Here is an 18836-nt window from a genome sequence, read left to right as displayed (position 1 = left end):
AAACTGTTTAAAACCTTATCCAGCCAAAATAACAGCTGTCAAAAATATGATTTGTAAGATAGTTCGAAGAAATAAAGGAGTAGTAGGCTTTCCGGCAATTGTGTTACCTATTCTTGAAGCAAAGATATTAGCTGGAAACATAATAATAAGTAGCAATGCCAAACCAATTGAAGCAATATTTGAAGTAAACGGAATCAGTATACCTATAGCACCAATAATCTCAAGTATCCCTGTAATTGTCACCATGAGCCCCGGGTTTGGCACATTCGGAGGTACCATTTTGATAAGATCAGGACGTCTCTTTCCCCAATGAGCTGTCGCCGTAAATAGGAACATCAGAGCAACAGCACCTTGTAAAGAAGTTTCCCACCCGTCAAAATAAGATATTCCGAAAACACCAATAATGCGCAAAATAAAAAATGATACGATAAGGATGATAAATGGAGCCATTTATATTTCCTCCTCCTAACAAACAAATTACCTATTGATGCTACTTGAATTTTATATGTATATTCTATTCATACCGAGTTATCACAATGAATCCTACAAGAAATGAACCAAAAACAAACACCTTGGCGAAACCTATCGTTAACTTATTAGAGGCCGAGGGAATCGAGTTTTTAGTCGTAAACGCTCAACATATGAAGGCCTTCCGGGACATAAAACGGATGTTAAAAATGCCGAGTGGATAGCTCAACTTCTTCGCCAAGGACTACTGAAAGCAAGTTTCATCCCCGATCGGAATCAATTCATCCAAACATTTGTACCAGCCGGCTCTGGCATTTCATCCTGAATATTGACGAATAGGTGTTGATGATTTCAACATACTAGTATTTTTTCATAGCTATCATATTGAAAAAGTCTTAGATTCGAGTTCATGAAAGGAATCGATATTTCCCGTAATATATGTGATACCACCTTATCGCGATTTGGGATATTACGATCTAGTAAAATACCAGCGACCGTTCCACTATGGGCTACAACTGTACCTCCCTGATAGGTATCAGCTACTTTTTCTAAATGATGAAAAACAGGCTTAGGCAATATTTTTTGATTCACTCGTGCACTTATCGTAGCTGCCTTGCAAATATCAGAAAAATTTCTTTCCTTACAGCCTCTTTTCACCAGTCGATAGGCTTCTAAGAATTGCTTTTGATCCTCTCGGCTATAGGCTTTTCGAACTTTATTAAATTGGATTGTATCGATGGTTCCTCCGAGGTCGATCCCTACGAGGATATACGGGGGTAAGTCCCCAAAGCTTTCCAGGAGCTCACCGTTAAAATAATCATAGGCCACAATCCCCTCATACATCACCCCATCTGTTGGCTCAACCTTTGCGGAAATGGTTGAAATCATTTCATTGGTCAGAGGAAGAGAATAACTGTCAGAAATGGCTCTTAATGCGGCTGTGATATCAGCTGAGCTGCTGGCCAGCCCCTTGCCAGCTGGGATATTGGAGTGTATCTCAAGATGTCCACCTACCTTTATGTGAAATCGTTTGAGTAACAATTCCCCTGCTCTCATCGCTTTTGTCTTTAAATCTGCTACTCTTATTTTGCAAATGGACGGGTCCGGAGTAAAGCTAGCCTCGCTTCTTAAACTGGGGATTGGCAGAGTGATTAAAAAAGGGCGGTCACCGATGACCCCTTGTACAAGTTCTCCAAACGTTCCATGACAGTTTCCTTTACCAAGTTTCATTTTTAATCTCCTCTCAACTATTCCATCCCCAGTTCAACCACGAAGAAGATCGCCGCCTAGTACATATATAGTTTAAATTCCCAATCCCCTATGTGATCCCCGGCACGATTTCATAGGGTATGCCATTTGCTGCGAGTATTTCCGCTTCTTCGCCTACACCACCAAAGATTCATGGATCGCCCCCTATTAATCTGGTGACGATTTTTCTTTCAGTTGCTTTTTCGATTAAAAGCTCATGAATTTGTTCCTGAATGATGTGATGCTTCCCTGGCTGTTTGCCGCAAAAAATTAACTCTGCCTCAGGTTTTGAGTATTTTAGCAGTTCATTATTCACTAAGCGGTCATATAAAATGACATCCGCCTACAGGATGCACTCCACCCCATAAACAGTGATCAGCTTGGTATCTCCTGGTCCTGCACCGACAAGATACTCTTTTCCTTTTGTCATGATGAGCCTCCTTTACGCTACTCTATTAAAATACCTGCCGATGCAAACGTGGCCATTTCCTTCAGCATTAATGTGGCCGCCTGTAAAATTGGGAAGGCAATCGCTGCCCCGCTTCCTTCCCCTAAACGCAAATCCGGCCTTCTGTTCCATTTTTAACATATGGAGGCTGAATGGTCGTTTTTAGACCATTCATTGTGTAATTCCCTTTTTTTGAAATTCTTTCATTTTTTGTTCAATCAAATCAAGTTTTACGTGCGCCCTTACATGATCCGCTAACAAATCAAACACATCTTCACGCAATTGATTAAAAGATACACGCTGATTAATAGGTGCCAATCCCTTTGTTTGGCGAATCTGATTCAATAGCTCCTTACGAAATTCATCATTATGAAAAATCCCGTGAAAGTAAGTGCCAATGATTCTTTCATCTGGGGTTTTACAGCCATCTGATCGGCCTTGTGTATCAATTAGTCCCCGGGATTCTCGGGTCGTCCACGTTTCTCCCATATGAATCTCATAACCTGACACTTTGAATTGTTTGCCGTAAAGACTTAAGAGCCCGTTTGATAATACGGTTGTCTTGTCTTTTGTAATCGTCGTGCGAATGGGCAGTAGGTCAAGACCTTCGATTTCTTGGTGAAGTGACTCGATTGCAAACGGGTCCTCGATTTTTTCTCCGAGCATTTGATAGCCGCCGCAGATCCCAAATAGCACGGTTTGGTTCTTTTTCTGTAATTCCACGATTTTCTCGGCTATTCCACTTTCTCTTAAAAAGAGCAAATCCTCAATCGTATTCTTGCTCCCAGGAAGAATCACTAAATCTGGGCTGTGTAATTGGTCTGCTCTTGTAATAAACCGGACATGGCAATCAGGTTCGGCAAAAAAAGGATCGACATCGGTGAAATTGGAGATTTTCGGATACTGAATCACCGCAATATCAAGTTCTTTTTCGGTATTTCGGACCGATGTATATTGATTTAATATCACGGAATCCTCGGCATCGATGTTTAAATTCTCCAAATAAGGAATCACTCCCAGAACCGGTTTTCCTGTATATTCCTCAAACCATGTTAATCCAGATTCCAAAAGCCGTATATCACCACGGAATTTATTGATGATGACGCCGATGATTCGGTCACGGTCATTAGGGTCCATGAGCTGAAGGGTTCCAACTAAACTGGCAAAAACTCCGCCTTTTTCGATATCGCCAATCAAAATCACAGGGGCGCCAGCCATTCTTGCGACCCGCATATTGACCATTTCCCTGTCATTCAGATTAATCTCGGCAGGACTGCCCGCCCCTTCAATGACAATCCGTTCATACTTTTCTGACAGAACAGCAAGCGATTCTTTAATAAGCTCAATACCCGTTTGAAAGAATTCCTTGCGATACGCACTGGCTTCCATATTTTTATACGGTTTTCCATGGACCACAATTTGGGATTGGTTATCCCGATTCGGCTTGAGCAGAATCGGATTCATATCAGTTGTCGCCTGAATCCCAGCTGCTTCAGCCTGGACCCCTTGTGCTCTTCCTATTTCTTTTCCATCCACTGTGATATAAGAGTTTAACGCCATATTTTGTGACTTAAAAGGAACCGTTTTATATCCGTCCTGGGCGAATATACGGCAAAAGGCCGTCACGACGACACTTTTGCCGACATCCGAATTGGTACCTTGAAACATCAATTTAAGAGCCTTAGCCATCTTCTTTGTACTCCTTACATTTCCTGATTTAATTTCCGACTAGCCCAGGGCACCATTAACTCCCCCGATATGTCTTTTCATGGGTCACATACTAGGTTGATGGAACTCGTTACCGTATGCCACTCGAACTTTTCTTGGCAAACAATAACCATAATACTAAGAAAAACCGGACTATAAAACAAAATCCGGTTGTCTATCCTCTAATTATGGTGATGGTGATGTTCATACCCATGTTCTTCCGCATATTTACGGAAATTTTCTAAATCTTGCATTCCAGTGGATGTACCGTTTATGGCCTGATTCATACGTTCTAATAGTACTGTTCTTAACTTTGGATGATAGCCAAAATACTGAGCAATATCAATTGTTACATGCGGATAAGTCTCTTTAAACTGTTCGGCCATTTTATTCATTCTTTCCATTAAAATTCCCGTAAATAAAAAATACGGGAGCATGATAATTTTTTTTGCGCCTAATTTAATGCAGCGTTCCATCCCATCCTCCACAGTTGGCGTCGTTACCCCCATAAAGGCACTTTCAACGATAGGTACATTTAATTTCTCCCACATTAATCTGCTGATTTTATAAAAATCACCATTAGCATATGGATCGCTGCCGCCACGTCCAATTAATAAAATGGCCGTATCCTCATGCTTTTGATCTACATCAAAACCTGCTTCAGCAAGTCTTGTTTTTAAAATTTCAAAAACTTCCTCATGAACACCTATCGTTTGGCCATAAGTAAATCGAACATCTGGGAAATGCTCTTTAGCATGTTCGATCTCTGCAGGAATGTGCAGTTTTGAGTGTCCTGCATGTAATAATATGATGGGAATTACATGGATTTCATCCGCACCTTTTTCAACACACAACTGAATCCCATCCTCAATATTTGGTGATGCAAATTCTAAAAAACATATTTCTACTAAAAGGGCTGGATCAATGTATTCTTTCATTTGCCCGACAAATTCGCGAACTTCTATATTCCCTGCCTCAAGCCTGCTGCCATGTCCAACAAATAATACAGCTTTTTTCATCGGTCCATTACCTTTCTTGTATTTTTCAATTCCTTTTATGCGATCTTCGCTGCGTTTCCGCACACCGTGCTCCATTGAATATATGATCGCATCTTCTTTAACTTCTTCATGAACAACATCACGTGCAGTTTCTTCATGTTGAACCGAATACCATGTCCCTTTTGGGTAATCAATTACGACGCATTTATCTTTACAGCGGCCGTTACATCGTGTACGCGATGTATGAATATGCTCATCTAAACGGTTTTTCCGGATTTCGTCTCGAATTTGCTGCGTGACCTCCTCAGCTCCTGCTCCCATACAGGTTGCCCCATTGCAAATGAGTAAGTGACGCTGCATTTGCGTTAAATTCCATGTTGTCATAAAGTGACCTCCCCCTCTCCCATCATTTTTTAACCACTTTGTCTATTTGTTATATCAACAGTTCCCCCGATTAAAGCCCCAATTAGGAATGTCAAAAGTCAAAACGAAACTTAGTCATGTAACTTCACAGGCTCCCAACTAATGATCGCAGCATAGAATGGGTAACGGTATACATACTGGCCATCCTCCATTGCTATAAAGCGTTCGAGTGATGCTTTCACATGTGCCATATCAAACCGAGGTGATAAGATTTTTTTGCTTTGTGCTTCATATAATTGCTTCAATGTATCATAACGATACTCACGCTCCAGTTTGAGCATTTCACAATTTGCAAAAATCCCTAACTGATACAGCATATTGACGATGGTAATATAATCACGGCGAGGATGTTTAATTTCATAGCCAAACTGCTCATCTAAAATAACGTAATGCGGTTGAATAGGTCCTGTTGTTAAACCAATGATAGCGCGCTTTTTGGCAAGACTGTTCATTTTTTTCAGCGCCGCATTCATTTCATACATCCGATAAAAGCAGTTCACTCCAATAACAACATCATGCTGCTCAATTTGCGCTTCTTCCCATTTACTATGAACGAACTGAACATTTGTATTGTTTTCAAAGTATTGTTTTAAATAATCAAGCACACTTTCAGAACCATCCACTAAAGTTAAACTTTTGACATCTTGACGGAGTTGGAAGGTATAGTTGCCCCATCCCGGACCAATTTCAATACAAGTTGAATTTTGGGGGATATGTTGTTTCATTTTTTCGTAAATTTTTTTTGCATAGTTATCTGTTTGCTTGTATGATTTTTTCTTCATGGACTGAGCCCAAAATGCTTCTTCCAGCACATCATCGATCATTCTTTCTGGCATCTTGCCTTGCCAGTCTAACATGCCTTCTTTCCACAGCTTTTCAAAATCAAATTGTAAAGGGGAACCTTTTATCATTGAATTTTCTCCTCAATCTCGACAACATAAATGGACAATCCTTCTCTGGTGAATTGGGTGCCAGTTTGTGTTTTAACCATGGCGTCCTGGATGCTTAAAACTCAAGCCCCTTCATCGCTTTGACATCCTGATCAGCATAATAATGTTTTGTGGCATCAATCGTTGACACTAAATCAGCTAAAGCGAGTAGAGATGGATGTGCAGAACGGCCTGTGATGACAAGGTGCATCGTTTTAGGACGGTTTTGTATGGCCGCTAACACCTCTTGTAAAGGTAATACATCATCGATTGGAAAACGTGTGATGGCTAACGCATTATTCAACTCATCCAGCACTAATACATCTATTGTTTCATCATTTAGCTCTTCTTTTACAGTCTGCCAGGCTTTCGCAAGTGCTTCGCGATGCTCCTCCGGTGTTTTCGTCCATGTAAAACCGACACCTAATTGCACTGTTTTAACACCAAGTTTTCGCAGGGCAATTTGTTCACCATATGTACGTTCAGGTGATTTAATAAATTGAAAGTATTTCACCTTCATGCCGCGGCCAATTGCGCGTAATACGACACCAAGTGAAGCAGTTGTTTTTCCTTTGCCTTCTCCTGTATAAACTAACAGCATCCCCTGTCGTGCCATGTACAAACCTCCCTATAGCCAAGTTGTTTTTTCTGCAAATGGTGTACGCTTTTTCGCGGAAGTGATTTCTTCTGCAGGGTAACCAATGCATAACGTCCCTACTAATTGCTCTCCATCCGATGCACCAATAAAATCATGTAATACTGTATCATGCACTAAGCCAACACCGCGTGTACGCCATACCATGCCTAAACCCAGCTGTTCGGCCATTAACCACATCGACATAATCGCACTGCTGACTGCAAAGGTATTATCTTTGGTTGCACCTTCATCTCCAACGACAATGGCAGATGTCACAACAATGACAAGCGGTGTTTTTGTGATGGCTTCCATTGAGCTTTCCACTAAATGTGGTTTTGTTGGGAAACGTTTTTGTAAATAATCAAGCGCTACCTGCTCATAACGGTTTAAGCTGTCACCCTGTAATACATAGAAATGCCAGGGCTCACGCATACGGTCATTTGGTGCATACGTTGCTGCTTCTAATAACGTCTCAATTTTGTCACGTTCCACTTCGCGCTTTTCAAATTGGCGAATCGCACGGCGTTTTTTTAATGCATCTAACATAATTCATGCTCCTTTTCTATAAACCAGGTAATTTGATCCCGTACACTAACCACCTCGCCAACTAAAATCATAGATGGATTAGAGATACGATGGATTTGAATATCTTGTGCAATCGTGGAGAGATTGCCTGTAATCGTACGCTGATTTTTGGTTGTGCCCCATTCAATAACGGCAACAGGGGTTGTTTCACTTTTGCCATAGGATATTAAGCTTTTCGTAATATGCTCGATATTGCCAATGCTCATATAAAAGGCCACCGTATCAATTTGAGCAAGCGCGGACCAATTTAATAAGTCCTGCTCCTTTTCCGGGCGGCCATGACCTGTAACGATCGCAAAGCTTGCAGCATGATCACGATGTGTTACAGGAATCCCTGCATAAGCAGGCGCCGCAATCCCCGCTGTAATACCCGGCACGATTTCAAATGAAATATCGGCTTGCCGTAACATGGCGGCTTCTTCTGCACCACGTCCAAAGACAAATGGGTCACCGCCTTTTAAGCGGAGAACCTGCTTGCCAAGATTAGCTTTCTCCACTAGTACACGATGAATTTCATCTTGAATCAGTCCATGCCTGCCTGGTTCTTTTCCACAATAAATCAGCTCGGCGTTTGTTTTCGCATGTTTTAATAATTCAACATTCACCAGACGGTCATATAAAATCACATCTGCTTGCTGAATGCATTCTAATCCCCGAATCGTTAATAGTTTTGGGTCACCAGGACCTGCTCCTACAATATATACAAATCCGCTCACCGTTTTTCTCCTATACGCTGCTGCAGCCACGCTTCACATTTTTGTTTTTCACCTTGCTCCATCCATTGTAATAACTGTGGATCCAGGAGCTCTGCTAATAGCTGTTTTTTCGCATCGCCCGTAAACACTTGTAAAATTCTCTGACGCGCTTCCTTTAAAAATGAAACATACTGCGCGTAATGTACTCCAAATTGTTCTTCTAAATCCGTCTTTACTTGGCGTGTCAGACCTGGACTTGCTCCAGACGTTGATACAGTCAATACGAAATCACCATGGCGAACGACTGCTGGATTAATGAAATCAACACGTCCTTTTGCATCCGCACGGCTGAGTAATTGCCAATGCTGTGCCGCTTCTTCCACTGCATTATTTACCTCTTCGTCATTTGTAACAGCGAAAATCAGTGCTGCATCATCTAAATCAGCAGGTACAAATGCTTTTTCTTTCCATATCACAAGCCCTTCATTGATGTAGTGCTGCAATTTTTCGGTTACAGCTGGGCTTATCACTGTCACTAGTGCCTTTGTTGGCAGCAGAGCTTCTACCTTTTGACGAGCTACATGTCCTCCCCCAACAATAACAACCTTTTTATAGTCAATATTCATTAATAGTGGGAAATAATTCATTGTTTACCTCCAAACATGCTGTCAGCCAATTTTTCACAAGCTGTGGATTCGAAGCAAAATGAAAGTGTGTATAGCCAGCAACAATATTTTTATGTAGATAACCTTCCTCCTGAGCACGAAAACGGCCTTTACTAAAATAAGCTGGTGATGTATGCTCCCCCTCATACGTTGAGTAATGGAACTCATGCCCTTTTGCCTGTTCCTCTTCATTTATTAGAAAGTTGCCTGGAACACCTGTAATTTCCCGGTATCCAAGTGCCGCTAATTTATCTTGCATCCGCACACGTCCTGGAATGATCCCGAGCATCGGGAATACCTGTCCTTGACGATTCACAATTTCCTCTGTTAAATACATAAAACCGCCGCATTCCGCTAATGTTGGCACCCCTCGCTCAAGCGCGGCTATTATTGATTGCTTCGTTTCCTCATTTTTCGCCAAGCTTTCTGCAAACTCTTCTGGGAAACCGCCGCCGATATACAGCCCCTGAGCTTTTTCTGGAACTTCTTCATTTTGTAATGGAGAGAAGTAATGTAATGTGGCACCATATGTACGGAGTAATTCTAGATTTTCTTCATAATAGAAGTTAAAGGCGGCATCCTTTGCAACTGCAATATGTATTTCTTGTATTTGCGGCTGTGCATCAAAGATAGATTCAGATACGTCCAATGATTGTGTTTTTGTAATTTCCAGAAGTTGTTCAATATCCACTGTTTCTTCGATTGCTTCTGCAAGACTATCAAAATATGAATCTAAATCACCACGTTCAATGGCTGGCACTAAACCCAGATGACGGCTTGGCATCAAAGGGACAGCTCCTTTTGGCAAATAGCCAATGACAGGAATTCCACATTCTTGTTCAATTGCTGCTTTGACAATTTCAAAATGGCTTTTACTTCCTAATTGATTGGCAATAACACCAACAATATTGGAGCTTTCATCTAACATTTGAAATCCTTTGACAATCGCAGCCGCACTTCTTGCCATACTTGCTGCATTGACAATTAAAATGACGGGACTCTTTGTAATCTCACTAATATGAGCAGCAGATCCTTCATTTGATAACGGAGATTTGCCATCATAAAAGCCCATCACTCCTTCAATAACAGCTGCATCTGCATCTTGACTCGCTCTTGCGACAATGGCACGAACTGTATCATGGGACATCATGAAACTATCAATATTACGAGAAGGGCGTTGTGTGACAGCTGTATGATACGTTGGGTCAATATAGTCCGGGCCGCATTTAAAGCCCTGGACTTTTAATCCACGCTTCATAAGCGTACGCATGATGCCGATTGTGAAAGTTGTTTTTCCAACGCCGCTTCCTGTGCCGGCTAGTACAAATCGATTCATCGTACTTCCTCCTCAAAGTTGACACGTGCAATGGATATAGTCACATTTCCGCTTTTCTTTTTCTCCAGCAGTAACTCTTTCGCATTCGCATAATGCAATGCGGCCGGCTCACTGACCCCATATGCACCTGTATATTTAAAGACTGTTTCGGATGGGTTTTGCATCGGTATTTCATTTAGCTGGTCAGGTGTGTAAGTTACAAATAGCCAGTTATGTTTAGCGGTTAATTCAAGCAGGCCTGTTTCGTTTTTCTTTAAGTCGATGGTCGCAACTGCTTTGACACTTTTTTTACTTAAACACAGCTCAGCTAATGTTTCATCTATGACTTGTTCAATTTCTGCCATTGCCGTACCACGATTACAGCCAATGCCAAGTACAATTGATTTTGGACGATACAAAACTCCGTTCTCGAGCAGCACCTTTTCATGTGCCTCAATTAAACGATCTGTAATAAGCAGTGCCGCTTGTGGCTTTGCCATGATCGCTTCATCTATCGTTGGATAAATTTTTAAATTGTCAGGCATTGAGCAATCGTACATCCACCAATTTTTTTCACCCGTTTCCTGCACGATCGCAACATGCTCTTCATTGACAACCGATGCACTAACAGGTGTTAATTTTTCTTCACTATCCCACATCCACCCAAATTGGGCGCCAAATAAATCCACAGGAATCGTTTTTTGAACATCTGAAGCTGTTGTTACAACTGGTGCAGCACCAATCGCTTTTGCAAATTCATGGGTTAAGGCATTGGCACCGCCAATATGCCCCGATAATACGCTGACGACATACTGACCTTTATCATCCACCACTAACACTGCAGGATCTTTCTTTTTATCAATCAAAAGCGGAGCAATCATGCGAACGACAGCACCGAGGGAAATGATGCAAATAATTCCTTTATACTGCTGGAACAAAGCGGGCAATAATAGGCGAACCGTACCATCAAATAACTGAATTTGGCGCGTTTCTTCGTCGCCCTGCTCGAATTTCTTCATATAATAAAGGTCCGCATACGGAAATTTTTCCGTGTAGCTTCTTGCATGTGCCACCCCATGTTTCGTTATGGCGACGAGGGCATATGGTTTGCGCTTTACAATAACAGGAATTTCACCTTCATGTAACCTAATCATTTGCCTTCACACCTTTACGGAAGCCATGAGTAAAGGTTTTGTCATAGAGCTTCGAACGATAATTTTTTTCATGAATATGCGGGTCTAATGCCCAGCCTGCTAGAATCATCGCATGCTTGCGAATGCCGTTGACACGCATTGCTTCATCTAATTCAGCCAGTGTTGTCCGCACAATTTTTTGGTCAGGCCACGAAGCACGTTGCACAACAGCAACTGGTGTATCATCTGCCCAGCCTGCTGCCTGCAATTCTTTGGTAATTTTCTTTGTTAATGTCGCACTTAAAAACATTGCTATCGTACAGTGATGGCTTGCTAGTGCCTGTAATTTTTCTAGCTCTGGCACAGGTGTACGCCCTTCAGCCCGCGTTAAAATGAGGGTTTGAGTTAGATCAGGAATCGTCAGCTCTGCACCAACTGCTGCTGCAGATGCAAAAACAGAACTTACACCTGGAACAACTTCATAGCTAATATCATGCTGCTTCAGCAGTGCCACTTGCTCCATCGTTGCACCGTACATCGCCGGGTCGCCTGTATGTAAACGTACAACCTTTTTGCCTGCATTGACACGCTCGACAATACAATCCACCATTTCCTGAAGATGCATCCCTGCTGTACGGATAATTTCTGCCGACTCCTTCGCTTCCGCTACTAACGTTTCGCTTACGAGAGAATCAGTATACATCACAACATCCGCTTCTTTTAATAGCTTTAAGCCTTTCACTGTGATTAAATCCGGATCTCCCGGACCTGCTCCAATAATCCAAATTTTCTTCATTATTTGCGCACCACCATACATGACAAGTAGTTTAATTCTGCACCCCGTAGTTCATTGATCTTCCAAATTACCTCTTCATCAGATGTAACTTTTGTAACGACATGTACTTTTTCTAATAAATTCATATCCTTCAGTAGATCGAGCATTGCGTCTATAACTTTTGCTACTTTGATAAAGACGATCGCATCGTGGTTTTCAATTACTCGGCGCATTTCTTCCATGTCCTCCGTAGCGGGAATCATGGCGACATGGTCATCACCATCAGCCAATGCAATCCCTAAGCGATTAACAGAACCATTAAACGACGAAATGCCTGCTACCGTTTCAATTGGAACATCAGGGTACATCGATTTCATTAGGTTCATTAAATGTATAAATGTGCTAAACAGCATCGGATCCCCTTCAGTCACAAAAGCTACATCTTTTCCTTGAACTAAATAGCTATAAATGGTTTCCACAGATTTTGTCCACTCAGTACGCAGGGTATCTTCATCTTTTGTCATGGGGAATACCAAACCAAGCATCTCTTTTTCTGCCGGGTTAATATACACTTCAACAATACGATGGGCATAAGATTTACTGCCCTTTAATTTTTTGGGATAAGCAATGACTGGGCTTTCCTGCAATCTGCGAAATGCTTTTACTGTGATTAATTCTGGATCTCCCGGCCCAACACCTAATCCAAATAAGGTTCCCATTCTCATTATTCTTTTCCTCCTTTCTTTGCTGTCACTATATAGATTGGATTTAACGGTTCAAAACGTGTTAAATTTAAGATTGGCTTACTTTTTGAAATTTGTGCCTGTAATATCGATACTTCACAGCCTAATATTTTTAGATGCTGCAGCGCTTCTGCCAAATTTTCGATCGTTGCAATATTCATAACAAGGCGTCCATTTGGCTGTAAGCGTGAAATACATGTTTGCAATAAATGCTCCATATTTCCACCGTTACCGCCAATAAAAATCGCATGTGGATCTGGAAATTCATCCAGACGGTCAGGTGCTTTCCCCAGTACTGCAATAAAATCTGTACGATGTTTTAATTGATTTTCCAGGCAGTTTTCAAGGTCACCATCATTTTTTTCAATTGCATACACGGCACCTTCCCGAGCCATTTTCGCTGCTTCAATCGCAACTGAACCTGTGCAGGTTCCTATATCCCAAACAATGCTATTTTCCTTAAGTCCTAACTCTTGTAGACAAAGAGTCCGAATTTCTCTTTTAGTAATCAATCCTTTATCTGGCTTTCGCTGAAGAAATGCATCATCCGGAATTCCAAGAGAAGAACGTTCCACTACCTCGCGCTGTTTTAAAATCACAACATTCAATGGAAAAAAGGAGGTTTGCTCCATTTCGTCCAATGTGAAGAAGCGGCACCTCTCGTTTTCACCTTGTAGATTTTCAGCAACGAAGGCATCATATTCTGTCATGCCAAAACGCTTTAAATAGGTTGCAATTGCCTGCGGAGAATTCGTTTCATCTGTTAAAACAGCAATTTTTTTACGTCCATCAATTCTTTGTGCAAACCCTTTAATGGAACGACCATGTAAGCTGACAATATACGCATCCTGCCAGCTTTCCTGCATTTTAGAAAAAGCGAGCTGTACCGAGCTGGTATAAGGATAAATCGTTAATGGAAGCTTCTTCGCAAGTACACCGCCAAGTCCATAAAATAGCGGATCACCTGACACTAAAATAACGACATTTCGTGTTTCTTGCTGTAATTCAGCTGTTAATGCTGACAAACCGCCTTTGATTACTTTTTTCTCTTTTTTAAATTCCGGGAAAAATTGTAAATGACGCTCCCCGCCTACAAGTACATCACATTCATTGATCCACTCAGCATATTGGGGGAGCAATCCTTCCGCGCCATTATCCCCTATACCAATCATCTTCATCCAATTTGTCAATATTCTCAGCCTTTCCTAAACAGTCTCCATTCATGGCATACAAGGTTGTCGACACTTTGATGTCAGTATTCATATGATTCAAAGCATAATAGCAGCAGTTTTTGCAAAGTGCTGCAATGAATGCCTCGTTTCCCTGAAGCATATCTCCAACCTGTGAAGCTGTATTCGCCTGTAAAATTTCTCGCTGCGTCTCCTCATCAACACCTACTTTATTAGCAATACCTGCTAAAAACTCAAAGCTTATAGGTGCACTTTTTGAGTGAACCATCATAACGCCTTGGGCAACTTTTGAGAACTTCCCCATCATACCTACTAACGAGACTCTCGGAATCTTCTTCTTTGCAATATTTTTTAATGTAAAACCAACAAAATCGCCCATTTCTATAAATGCTTCTTCTGGTAAGTGAGGATATTGCTGCATAGCATATTTTTCACTGCGTCCACCTGTTGTAATGACTAAATGCTCACATCCTGATTCTTTTGCTACATTGATCGCTTGTACGATACTTGCCATATAAGCAGAACTTGAAAATGGAACCACTGTTCCCCGTGTACCTAATATCGAAATTCCGCCGATAATGCCTAAACGCCCATTCAATGTTTTTTCAGCAATCTCTTCACCATCTGGTACGGAAATGACCACTTCAATTCCACAATCCAATTTATATTTTTCAATTGCTTCTTGTACAACACCACATATCATTTTACGCGGTACAGGGTTTATCGCTGCTTGACCCACTGGTACTGGTAGTCCCGCTTTTGTCACACGCCCTACACCAACCCCGCCATCTAAATGGATGCCTTTTTCTTTTGAATAATGAACGGTACTCTGAATTCGTGCTTGATGCGTAGCATCAGGGTCGTCACCGGCATCTTTGATCGTTTCACACATTACCCTGCTATCTGACACTTCAAATGCGGTTACTTTAAATGTTGCATATTGGCCAACCGGTAAATAAATCGTGACTTCATCTGGTACCTTTCCCACGACAAGAGCTTGCAGTGCTGCCTTTGTCATCGCTGTTGCACAAGCTCCTGTCGTGTAGCCGTGACGCATTTGTGAAGGATCTTTTTTATTTCGTTTCTTTTGCTCGTTCATCCGCCATAATCGAAATGGCATTAAGTGCAGCGACCGTCACTGTACTGCCACCCTTTCTCCCTGCGTTCGTAATAAATGGAATCCCTTCCAGCACTGCTAACTCCGCTTTCGACTCTGCTGCTGATACAAAGCCGACTGGCATTCCAATAATTAAATCCGGTTTTGCCACACCGTCTTTTATTAAACGAATTAACTCCAGCAGCGCGGTTGGCGCATTGCCAATGGCATAAATTCCTCCTACATGTAAACGCGTTGCTTTTTGCATGGAAATAATAGCCCGTGTTGTTCCTTGAGCCTTTGCTTCCTTTGAGACATCTTCATCCGCAATATAACAATGCAAGTCCCCGCCATGCTTTTGGAATCGCTTCCGACCTGAACCACTTTCAATCATTTGTACATCCGCCACTACATGACGGCCTGCTAAAATGGAATGAATCCCTGCCTCAATAGCATCTGGCGTAAAAATCATGCTGCGACCTAACTCAAAATCTGCTGAAGCGTGAATCACCCGCCGAACAACTAACCATTGCTCATCTGTAAATGAATGTTCGCCCATCTCTTCTTTGATAATGGCGAAACTGTGATCATAAATCTTGTCTGGATCTACCGTTACAGGAATAAATTTTGTATTAAAGTTCATGTTTGCCATGAATAAAACCTCCCAATAGTTGAGTTACTTCTTCGAAAGAAGTACCAAAATTTTTATATTCTATCGCTGGCCGCTTTATTATAATTACAGGAATCCCTAATTGAAGAGCAGCTGTCATTTTTTCATCTACAGATCCCACTTTGCCGCTTTCTTTTGTAATCAATAGAGTCACATTATATTGCTCACATAGTGCTTTATTTAATGATTCCGAAAATGGACCCTGCAGCGCAATAATGTCCTTTTGTTTAATGCCTAACCTTTGGCACTTTTCCATGTTCCCTATATTTGGAAGCATTCTACAAATAAGCCGGATTTCATCACGCATTAAATATTTGGTGAATATTTCCAACGTTTTGCTGCCTGTTGTCAGCATTATCGTTCCTTTATGAGATTGAGCTAATTTAGCTGCTTCTTCATAACTTTCAACTTCTGTAATTAGTGGAGAAATAAACTGTTCTCCTGGCCTTTCATAACGAATATAGGGAATATCACATGCTTGTGCTGCTGCCATTGCGGTTTTCGACGCTTCTTCCGCATATGGATGGCTGGCATCGATGACACAGGTCATCTTTTGCTTCTGAATAAGCGCCATCATGTCATCAACTGATAACCGCCCTACTTGATAAGGAATATGGTGGGCATTTAAACTTTCGGCTGCCGATTCTGTGACAACTGTTGCTAATAAAGGAAAGCCTTGATTTTGCAATTGAATGGCTAATGCTCTCGCATCACTTGTGCCTGCTAAAAATAAAATCATGTGTTCCTCCTAATCTCCACATGGTGCCGGCTCGACTTCAATTTTGGAGCTCATATCCTGATAGTTAAAATACTGAATTTTTTTCACTCTTTTAAAATATTTAAAAAGGCGTTCATTTGGATGGGCATTTTGTTTGTACTCTTCTATAATTTTCGTTAATAACGGCAGTAGCTCATCTGGTTCAATTCCTTCTGCTACTGGCTGAGCAGCATGCGCTGTACGGCCAACTGGCTTTGCGCCAATAAATAAATCAAATCTTTTCTTGCGGTAAACGATCCCGATATCATCGAATACAGCCCGATAACAAGCCATACCACAGCCGTTGAAACCAATATGTAATTCTTTTGGAAGCTTTAAGCCCCCCAATTTTGCTGCTATTTCTTCTGCATATGGGATCGATTCTGCTTTTTCACCGTAGCAAAAATCACAAGCTTTTACATTTAAAACATCGCCCACAGGCATGACAATTAAATCATTTTGTTTTAGTCTTTTAACAATCGATTCAGGCTGATTTGTTGGAATCTTTAGTAAAAAACGATGATCCGGTGTATATTCCATGGTGCCTGTCTCGCCAATAGTTTCTGCCAATATGCGCATTTGGTCTGGCTTAATAAATTTATTAGCAACACCAGGTGAAACAGCAAATTCAAATATATTTTCGATCGGCTGCTGAACCAAATGCGGATGTTCTATTTCCGATTTTGACACCATAGATAAAGCCTTTAAGGCCAAATCTAATGAACTTACTTTCTGTTTATTTCTTTCAATTTGCTCATAACCAGCTTGCGATTCCCCTGTTTCTTGATTTAATGCCCATGGTTCGGCTTCCTTTTTCAAACGCTGATGCGGTTTTAAGCTTTGCTTTTCTTCACCTAACGTATATTTACGCTGATAACCTCGAGGGGTAATGATTTTATTGTCATAAAAGAAAGTAGAAGAATTCCCGATAATAACCGTTGTCAGCATTCCGATATCATGTTCAAGCATTTCAGCCAGTGTTGTCAGCACTACATTTTGATTTTCACGATAGGCACTTTTCACAAGTCCCACCGGTGTTTCAGGCGAACGATATTTTAATAGAATATTTTGTGCCTCTACTATTTGGCGTGTCCGTCTACCGCTTTTCGGATTATATAATGCTATAACGAAGTCCGCCATCGCAGCTGCTTCAATGCGCTTTTCTATTACAGTCCAAGGCGTCAAATGATCACTTAGGCTGATCGTGCAGGAATCATGCATGACTGGCGCACCCAATAAACTCGCACAAGAATTTATGGCTGAAATACCTGGAACAATTTCTACCGCAATTCCTTCTTTTTCAGTCCAGCCCTTTTCAATCAGCACTTCATACACTAATCCAGCCATACCATAAACGCCTGAATCTCCGCTGGAAATGACTGAGACAATATGGCCAGCTTCAGCTTTCTTAACTGCATCCTGTGCACGTGACACTTCTTCTGTCATACCCGTACTGACAATGGATTTTGCTGTTACGAAAGGTTCAATTAGCTCCACGTATGTTTTGTAGCCAATAATACAATCACTTTGCTGCAATGCAACTACAGCTCGATTTGTAATATGCTCACGATCACCGGGACCGAAGCCAACAACAAAAATTTTTCCCTTTTTCATAGGCTTACCTCCAAATAAAAAATGCCTGCACTCCTTTTAAAAGGAATACAGGCATGTGAAATGGCAGTATAAAAAAAGCATACTGAAACACAAAAACAATAGGTATAATTGTCCCGCCTATACTTCTCCCTCCGAAAAGCAAGTGTCGTTTAAATAAGCAGGTTTCCTGACTTAAGCTTCTTTTTACTCTTACACCTTCCCGATTTCTCAGTGGCATTGTAATTTCATCAGCTTTTACAGTAGCGGGGGCTGTACTAGACTTTCACTAGTTTCCCTTTTACCTCACAAATGTGAGCACTTATTTAAAGTATTTATTAAATTTTTTATAACTATACCATATAATCTCGAAAGTTAACATACTATTTTTTTTTTTGAAAATTTAATATAAGCTCCTTCTTAGGTTGAAATGGTGCTTTTAAAAAATTATGCAACGATAAAACCGGATTACTTGTCAGAGTTCCATCTTAAACTTGAATGCTGGGCCCATTAAAACATGAATCCATCATTTCAAACAGTTCTGCTTTCGACCTCGGATACTTTTTACTGGATAAATTCGTTCTTTGAAATTTTTCAAACACTTCCATAATCCAAGGTTTTTGTAAATGGCTTTTTTCAAGTATTTCTCTTTTATTAAAAACCTCCACGGGTGTTCCTTGAGCTAGCAAGTGCCCATTGTTTAAGATGATGACCTCATCTGCCCACTCATAAGCTAAATCTACATTATGCGTTGACAATAATAT

At 41.1% G+C, this 18836-nt stretch carries 18 protein-coding genes, 4 pseudogenes and 1 riboswitch; of the genes and pseudogenes, 1 reads left to right on the top strand and 21 read right to left on the bottom strand.

Going from position 1 to position 18836, the window contains the following annotated elements:
- Nucleotides 1-15 precede the first annotated feature (15 nt).
- A complete protein-coding gene (locus V7137_RS20455; protein WP_335699778.1) occupies nt 16-450 on the bottom strand; it encodes a DoxX family protein in 435 nt (144 codons plus the stop codon).
- Nucleotides 451-596: 146 nt separating this feature from the next.
- Between V7137_RS20455 and V7137_RS20450 the strand changes: the two are divergent.
- Nucleotides 597-736, top strand: a pseudogene (locus V7137_RS20450) (IS110 family transposase); the annotation flags it as partial.
- Between the two features lie 83 nt (nt 737-819).
- Here the strand turns inward: V7137_RS20450 and V7137_RS20445 are convergent.
- From V7137_RS20445 to V7137_RS20350, 20 genes and pseudogenes are all read right to left on the bottom strand, one after another.
- The gene (locus V7137_RS20445) at nt 820-1698 is read right to left on the bottom strand and encodes a GHMP family kinase ATP-binding protein (protein ID WP_335699777.1); all 879 of its coding nucleotides are present in this window, start codon (nt 1696-1698) and stop codon (nt 820-822) included.
- Nucleotides 1699-1789: 91 nt separating this feature from the next.
- Nucleotides 1790-2050, bottom strand: a pseudogene (locus tag V7137_RS20440) (uroporphyrinogen-III C-methyltransferase); the annotation flags it as partial.
- Between the two features lie 113 nt (nt 2051-2163).
- Nucleotides 2164-2277 (bottom strand): annotated as a pseudogene (locus V7137_RS20435) (nicotinate-nucleotide--dimethylbenzimidazole phosphoribosyltransferase); the annotation flags it as partial.
- A gap of 58 nt (nt 2278-2335) precedes the next feature.
- A complete protein-coding gene (locus tag V7137_RS20430; protein WP_335699776.1) occupies nt 2336-3853 on the bottom strand; it encodes a cobyric acid synthase in 1518 nt (505 codons plus the stop codon).
- 200 nt (nt 3854-4053) lie between these two features.
- On the bottom strand, nt 4054-5253 hold the full coding sequence (locus V7137_RS20425) for a CbiX/SirB N-terminal domain-containing protein (protein WP_335699775.1): 1200 nt from the start codon (nt 5251-5253) through the stop codon (nt 4054-4056).
- 110 nt (nt 5254-5363) lie between these two features.
- Nucleotides 5364-6203, bottom strand: a complete 840-nt coding sequence (locus tag V7137_RS20420; RefSeq protein WP_335699774.1) for a class I SAM-dependent methyltransferase — start codon at nt 6201-6203, stop codon at nt 5364-5366.
- 94 nt (nt 6204-6297) lie between these two features.
- Entirely contained in the window at nt 6298-6837 is a 540-nt protein-coding gene (locus V7137_RS20415; RefSeq protein ID WP_335699773.1) for a cob(I)yrinic acid a,c-diamide adenosyltransferase, read from the bottom strand.
- A gap of 12 nt (nt 6838-6849) precedes the next feature.
- A complete protein-coding gene (locus tag V7137_RS20410; protein ID WP_335699772.1) occupies nt 6850-7404 on the bottom strand; it encodes a nitroreductase family protein in 555 nt (184 codons plus the stop codon).
- On the bottom strand, nt 7398-8159 hold the full coding sequence (gene cobA, locus V7137_RS20405; protein ID WP_335699771.1) for a uroporphyrinogen-III C-methyltransferase: 762 nt from the start codon (nt 8157-8159) through the stop codon (nt 7398-7400). Before cobA ends, V7137_RS20410 begins: the two co-directional genes overlap by 7 nt.
- Nucleotides 8156-8785: a precorrin-2 dehydrogenase/sirohydrochlorin ferrochelatase family protein gene (locus tag V7137_RS20400; protein ID WP_335699770.1), complete on the bottom strand. Its 630-nt coding sequence runs from the start codon at nt 8783-8785 to the stop codon at nt 8156-8158. The genes cobA and V7137_RS20400 overlap by 4 nt, the downstream gene beginning before the upstream one ends.
- The gene (locus tag V7137_RS20395; protein WP_335699769.1) at nt 8754-10139 is read right to left on the bottom strand and encodes a cobyrinate a,c-diamide synthase; all 1386 of its coding nucleotides are present in this window, start codon (nt 10137-10139) and stop codon (nt 8754-8756) included. The genes V7137_RS20400 and V7137_RS20395 overlap by 32 nt, the downstream gene beginning before the upstream one ends.
- On the bottom strand, nt 10136-11272 hold the full coding sequence (locus tag V7137_RS20390; RefSeq protein WP_335699768.1) for a cobalt-precorrin 5A hydrolase: 1137 nt from the start codon (nt 11270-11272) through the stop codon (nt 10136-10138). The genes V7137_RS20395 and V7137_RS20390 overlap by 4 nt, the downstream gene beginning before the upstream one ends.
- Complete coding sequence (gene cobM / locus V7137_RS20385) at nt 11265-12047, bottom strand: precorrin-4 C(11)-methyltransferase (protein WP_335699767.1); 783 nt, start codon at nt 12045-12047, stop codon at nt 11265-11267. Before cobM ends, V7137_RS20390 begins: the two co-directional genes overlap by 8 nt.
- Entirely contained in the window at nt 12047-12751 is a 705-nt protein-coding gene (gene cobI, locus V7137_RS20380; protein ID WP_335699766.1) for a precorrin-2 C(20)-methyltransferase, read from the bottom strand. The genes cobM and cobI overlap by 1 nt, the downstream gene beginning before the upstream one ends.
- Nucleotides 12751-13947 carry a precorrin-6y C5,15-methyltransferase (decarboxylating) subunit CbiE gene (cbiE, locus tag V7137_RS20375; RefSeq protein WP_335699780.1) on the bottom strand — a complete coding sequence of 399 codons (1197 nt, stop codon included), beginning with the start codon at nt 13945-13947 and terminating at the stop codon, nt 12751-12753. Before cbiE ends, cobI begins: the two co-directional genes overlap by 1 nt.
- Nucleotides 13922-15058 carry a cobalt-precorrin-5B (C(1))-methyltransferase gene (locus V7137_RS20370; protein ID WP_335699779.1) on the bottom strand — a complete coding sequence of 379 codons (1137 nt, stop codon included), beginning with the start codon at nt 15056-15058 and terminating at the stop codon, nt 13922-13924. Before V7137_RS20370 ends, cbiE begins: the two co-directional genes overlap by 26 nt.
- Entirely contained in the window at nt 15033-15707 is a 675-nt protein-coding gene (locus tag V7137_RS20365) for a precorrin-8X methylmutase (RefSeq protein ID WP_335699765.1), read from the bottom strand. The genes V7137_RS20370 and V7137_RS20365 overlap by 26 nt, the downstream gene beginning before the upstream one ends.
- Nucleotides 15688-16464, bottom strand: a complete 777-nt coding sequence (gene cobK / locus V7137_RS20360; protein ID WP_335699764.1) for a precorrin-6A reductase — start codon at nt 16462-16464, stop codon at nt 15688-15690. Before cobK ends, V7137_RS20365 begins: the two co-directional genes overlap by 20 nt.
- Nucleotides 16465-16473: 9 nt before the next feature.
- Complete coding sequence (cobJ, locus tag V7137_RS20355) at nt 16474-18096, bottom strand: precorrin-3B C(17)-methyltransferase (protein WP_335699763.1); 1623 nt, start codon at nt 18094-18096, stop codon at nt 16474-16476.
- Between the two features lie 139 nt (nt 18097-18235).
- Nucleotides 18236-18413, bottom strand: a riboswitch (cobalamin riboswitch).
- Nucleotides 18414-18560: 147 nt separating this feature from the next.
- A pseudogene (locus V7137_RS20350) lies at nt 18561-18836 on the bottom strand (hypothetical protein); the annotation flags it as partial.

This window comes from Neobacillus drentensis (assembly GCF_036962765.1).
GTDB classification, from domain to species: Bacteria; Bacillota; Bacilli; order Bacillales; family Cytobacillaceae; genus Neobacillus; species Neobacillus drentensis_C.
Note: the sequence above shows the minus strand (reverse complement) of the source record. Positions and strands in the feature narration are given on the sequence as shown.

What these genes read in the sequence shown, in the direction of transcription:
- V7137_RS20455 (WP_335699778.1), bottom strand. Translation starts at nt 450, where the DNA reads ATGGCTCCATTTATCATCCTTATCGTATCATTTTTTATTTTGCGCATT.
- V7137_RS20445 (WP_335699777.1), bottom strand. Translation starts at nt 1,698, where the DNA reads ATGAAACTTGGTAAAGGAAACTGTCATGGAACGTTTGGAGAACTTGTA.
- V7137_RS20430 (WP_335699776.1), bottom strand. Translation starts at nt 3,853, where the DNA reads ATGGCTAAGGCTCTTAAATTGATGTTTCAAGGTACCAATTCGGATGTC.
- V7137_RS20425 (WP_335699775.1), bottom strand. Translation starts at nt 5,253, where the DNA reads ATGACAACATGGAATTTAACGCAAATGCAGCGTCACTTACTCATTTGC.
- V7137_RS20420 (WP_335699774.1), bottom strand. Translation starts at nt 6,203, where the DNA reads ATGATAAAAGGTTCCCCTTTACAATTTGATTTTGAAAAGCTGTGGAAA.
- V7137_RS20415 (WP_335699773.1), bottom strand. Translation starts at nt 6,837, where the DNA reads ATGGCACGACAGGGGATGCTGTTAGTTTATACAGGAGAAGGCAAAGGA.
- V7137_RS20410 (WP_335699772.1), bottom strand. Translation starts at nt 7,404, where the DNA reads ATGTTAGATGCATTAAAAAAACGCCGTGCGATTCGCCAATTTGAAAAG.
- V7137_RS20400 (WP_335699770.1), bottom strand. Translation starts at nt 8,785, where the DNA reads ATGAATTATTTCCCACTATTAATGAATATTGACTATAAAAAGGTTGTT.
- V7137_RS20395 (WP_335699769.1), bottom strand. Translation starts at nt 10,139, where the DNA reads ATGAATCGATTTGTACTAGCCGGCACAGGAAGCGGCGTTGGAAAAACA.
- V7137_RS20390 (WP_335699768.1), bottom strand. Translation starts at nt 11,272, where the DNA reads ATGATTAGGTTACATGAAGGTGAAATTCCTGTTATTGTAAAGCGCAAA.
- cobM (WP_335699767.1), bottom strand. Translation starts at nt 12,047, where the DNA reads ATGAAGAAAATTTGGATTATTGGAGCAGGTCCGGGAGATCCGGATTTA.
- cobI (WP_335699766.1), bottom strand. Translation starts at nt 12,751, where the DNA reads ATGAGAATGGGAACCTTATTTGGATTAGGTGTTGGGCCGGGAGATCCA.
- cbiE (WP_335699780.1), bottom strand. Translation starts at nt 13,947, where the DNA reads ATGAAGATGATTGGTATAGGGGATAATGGCGCGGAAGGATTGCTCCCC.
- V7137_RS20370 (WP_335699779.1), bottom strand. Translation starts at nt 15,058, where the DNA reads ATGAACGAGCAAAAGAAACGAAATAAAAAAGATCCTTCACAAATGCGT.
- V7137_RS20365 (WP_335699765.1), bottom strand. Translation starts at nt 15,707, where the DNA reads ATGGCAAACATGAACTTTAATACAAAATTTATTCCTGTAACGGTAGAT.
- cobK (WP_335699764.1), bottom strand. Translation starts at nt 16,464, where the DNA reads ATGATTTTATTTTTAGCAGGCACAAGTGATGCGAGAGCATTAGCCATT.
- cobJ (WP_335699763.1), bottom strand. Translation starts at nt 18,096, where the DNA reads ATGAAAAAGGGAAAAATTTTTGTTGTTGGCTTCGGTCCCGGTGATCGT.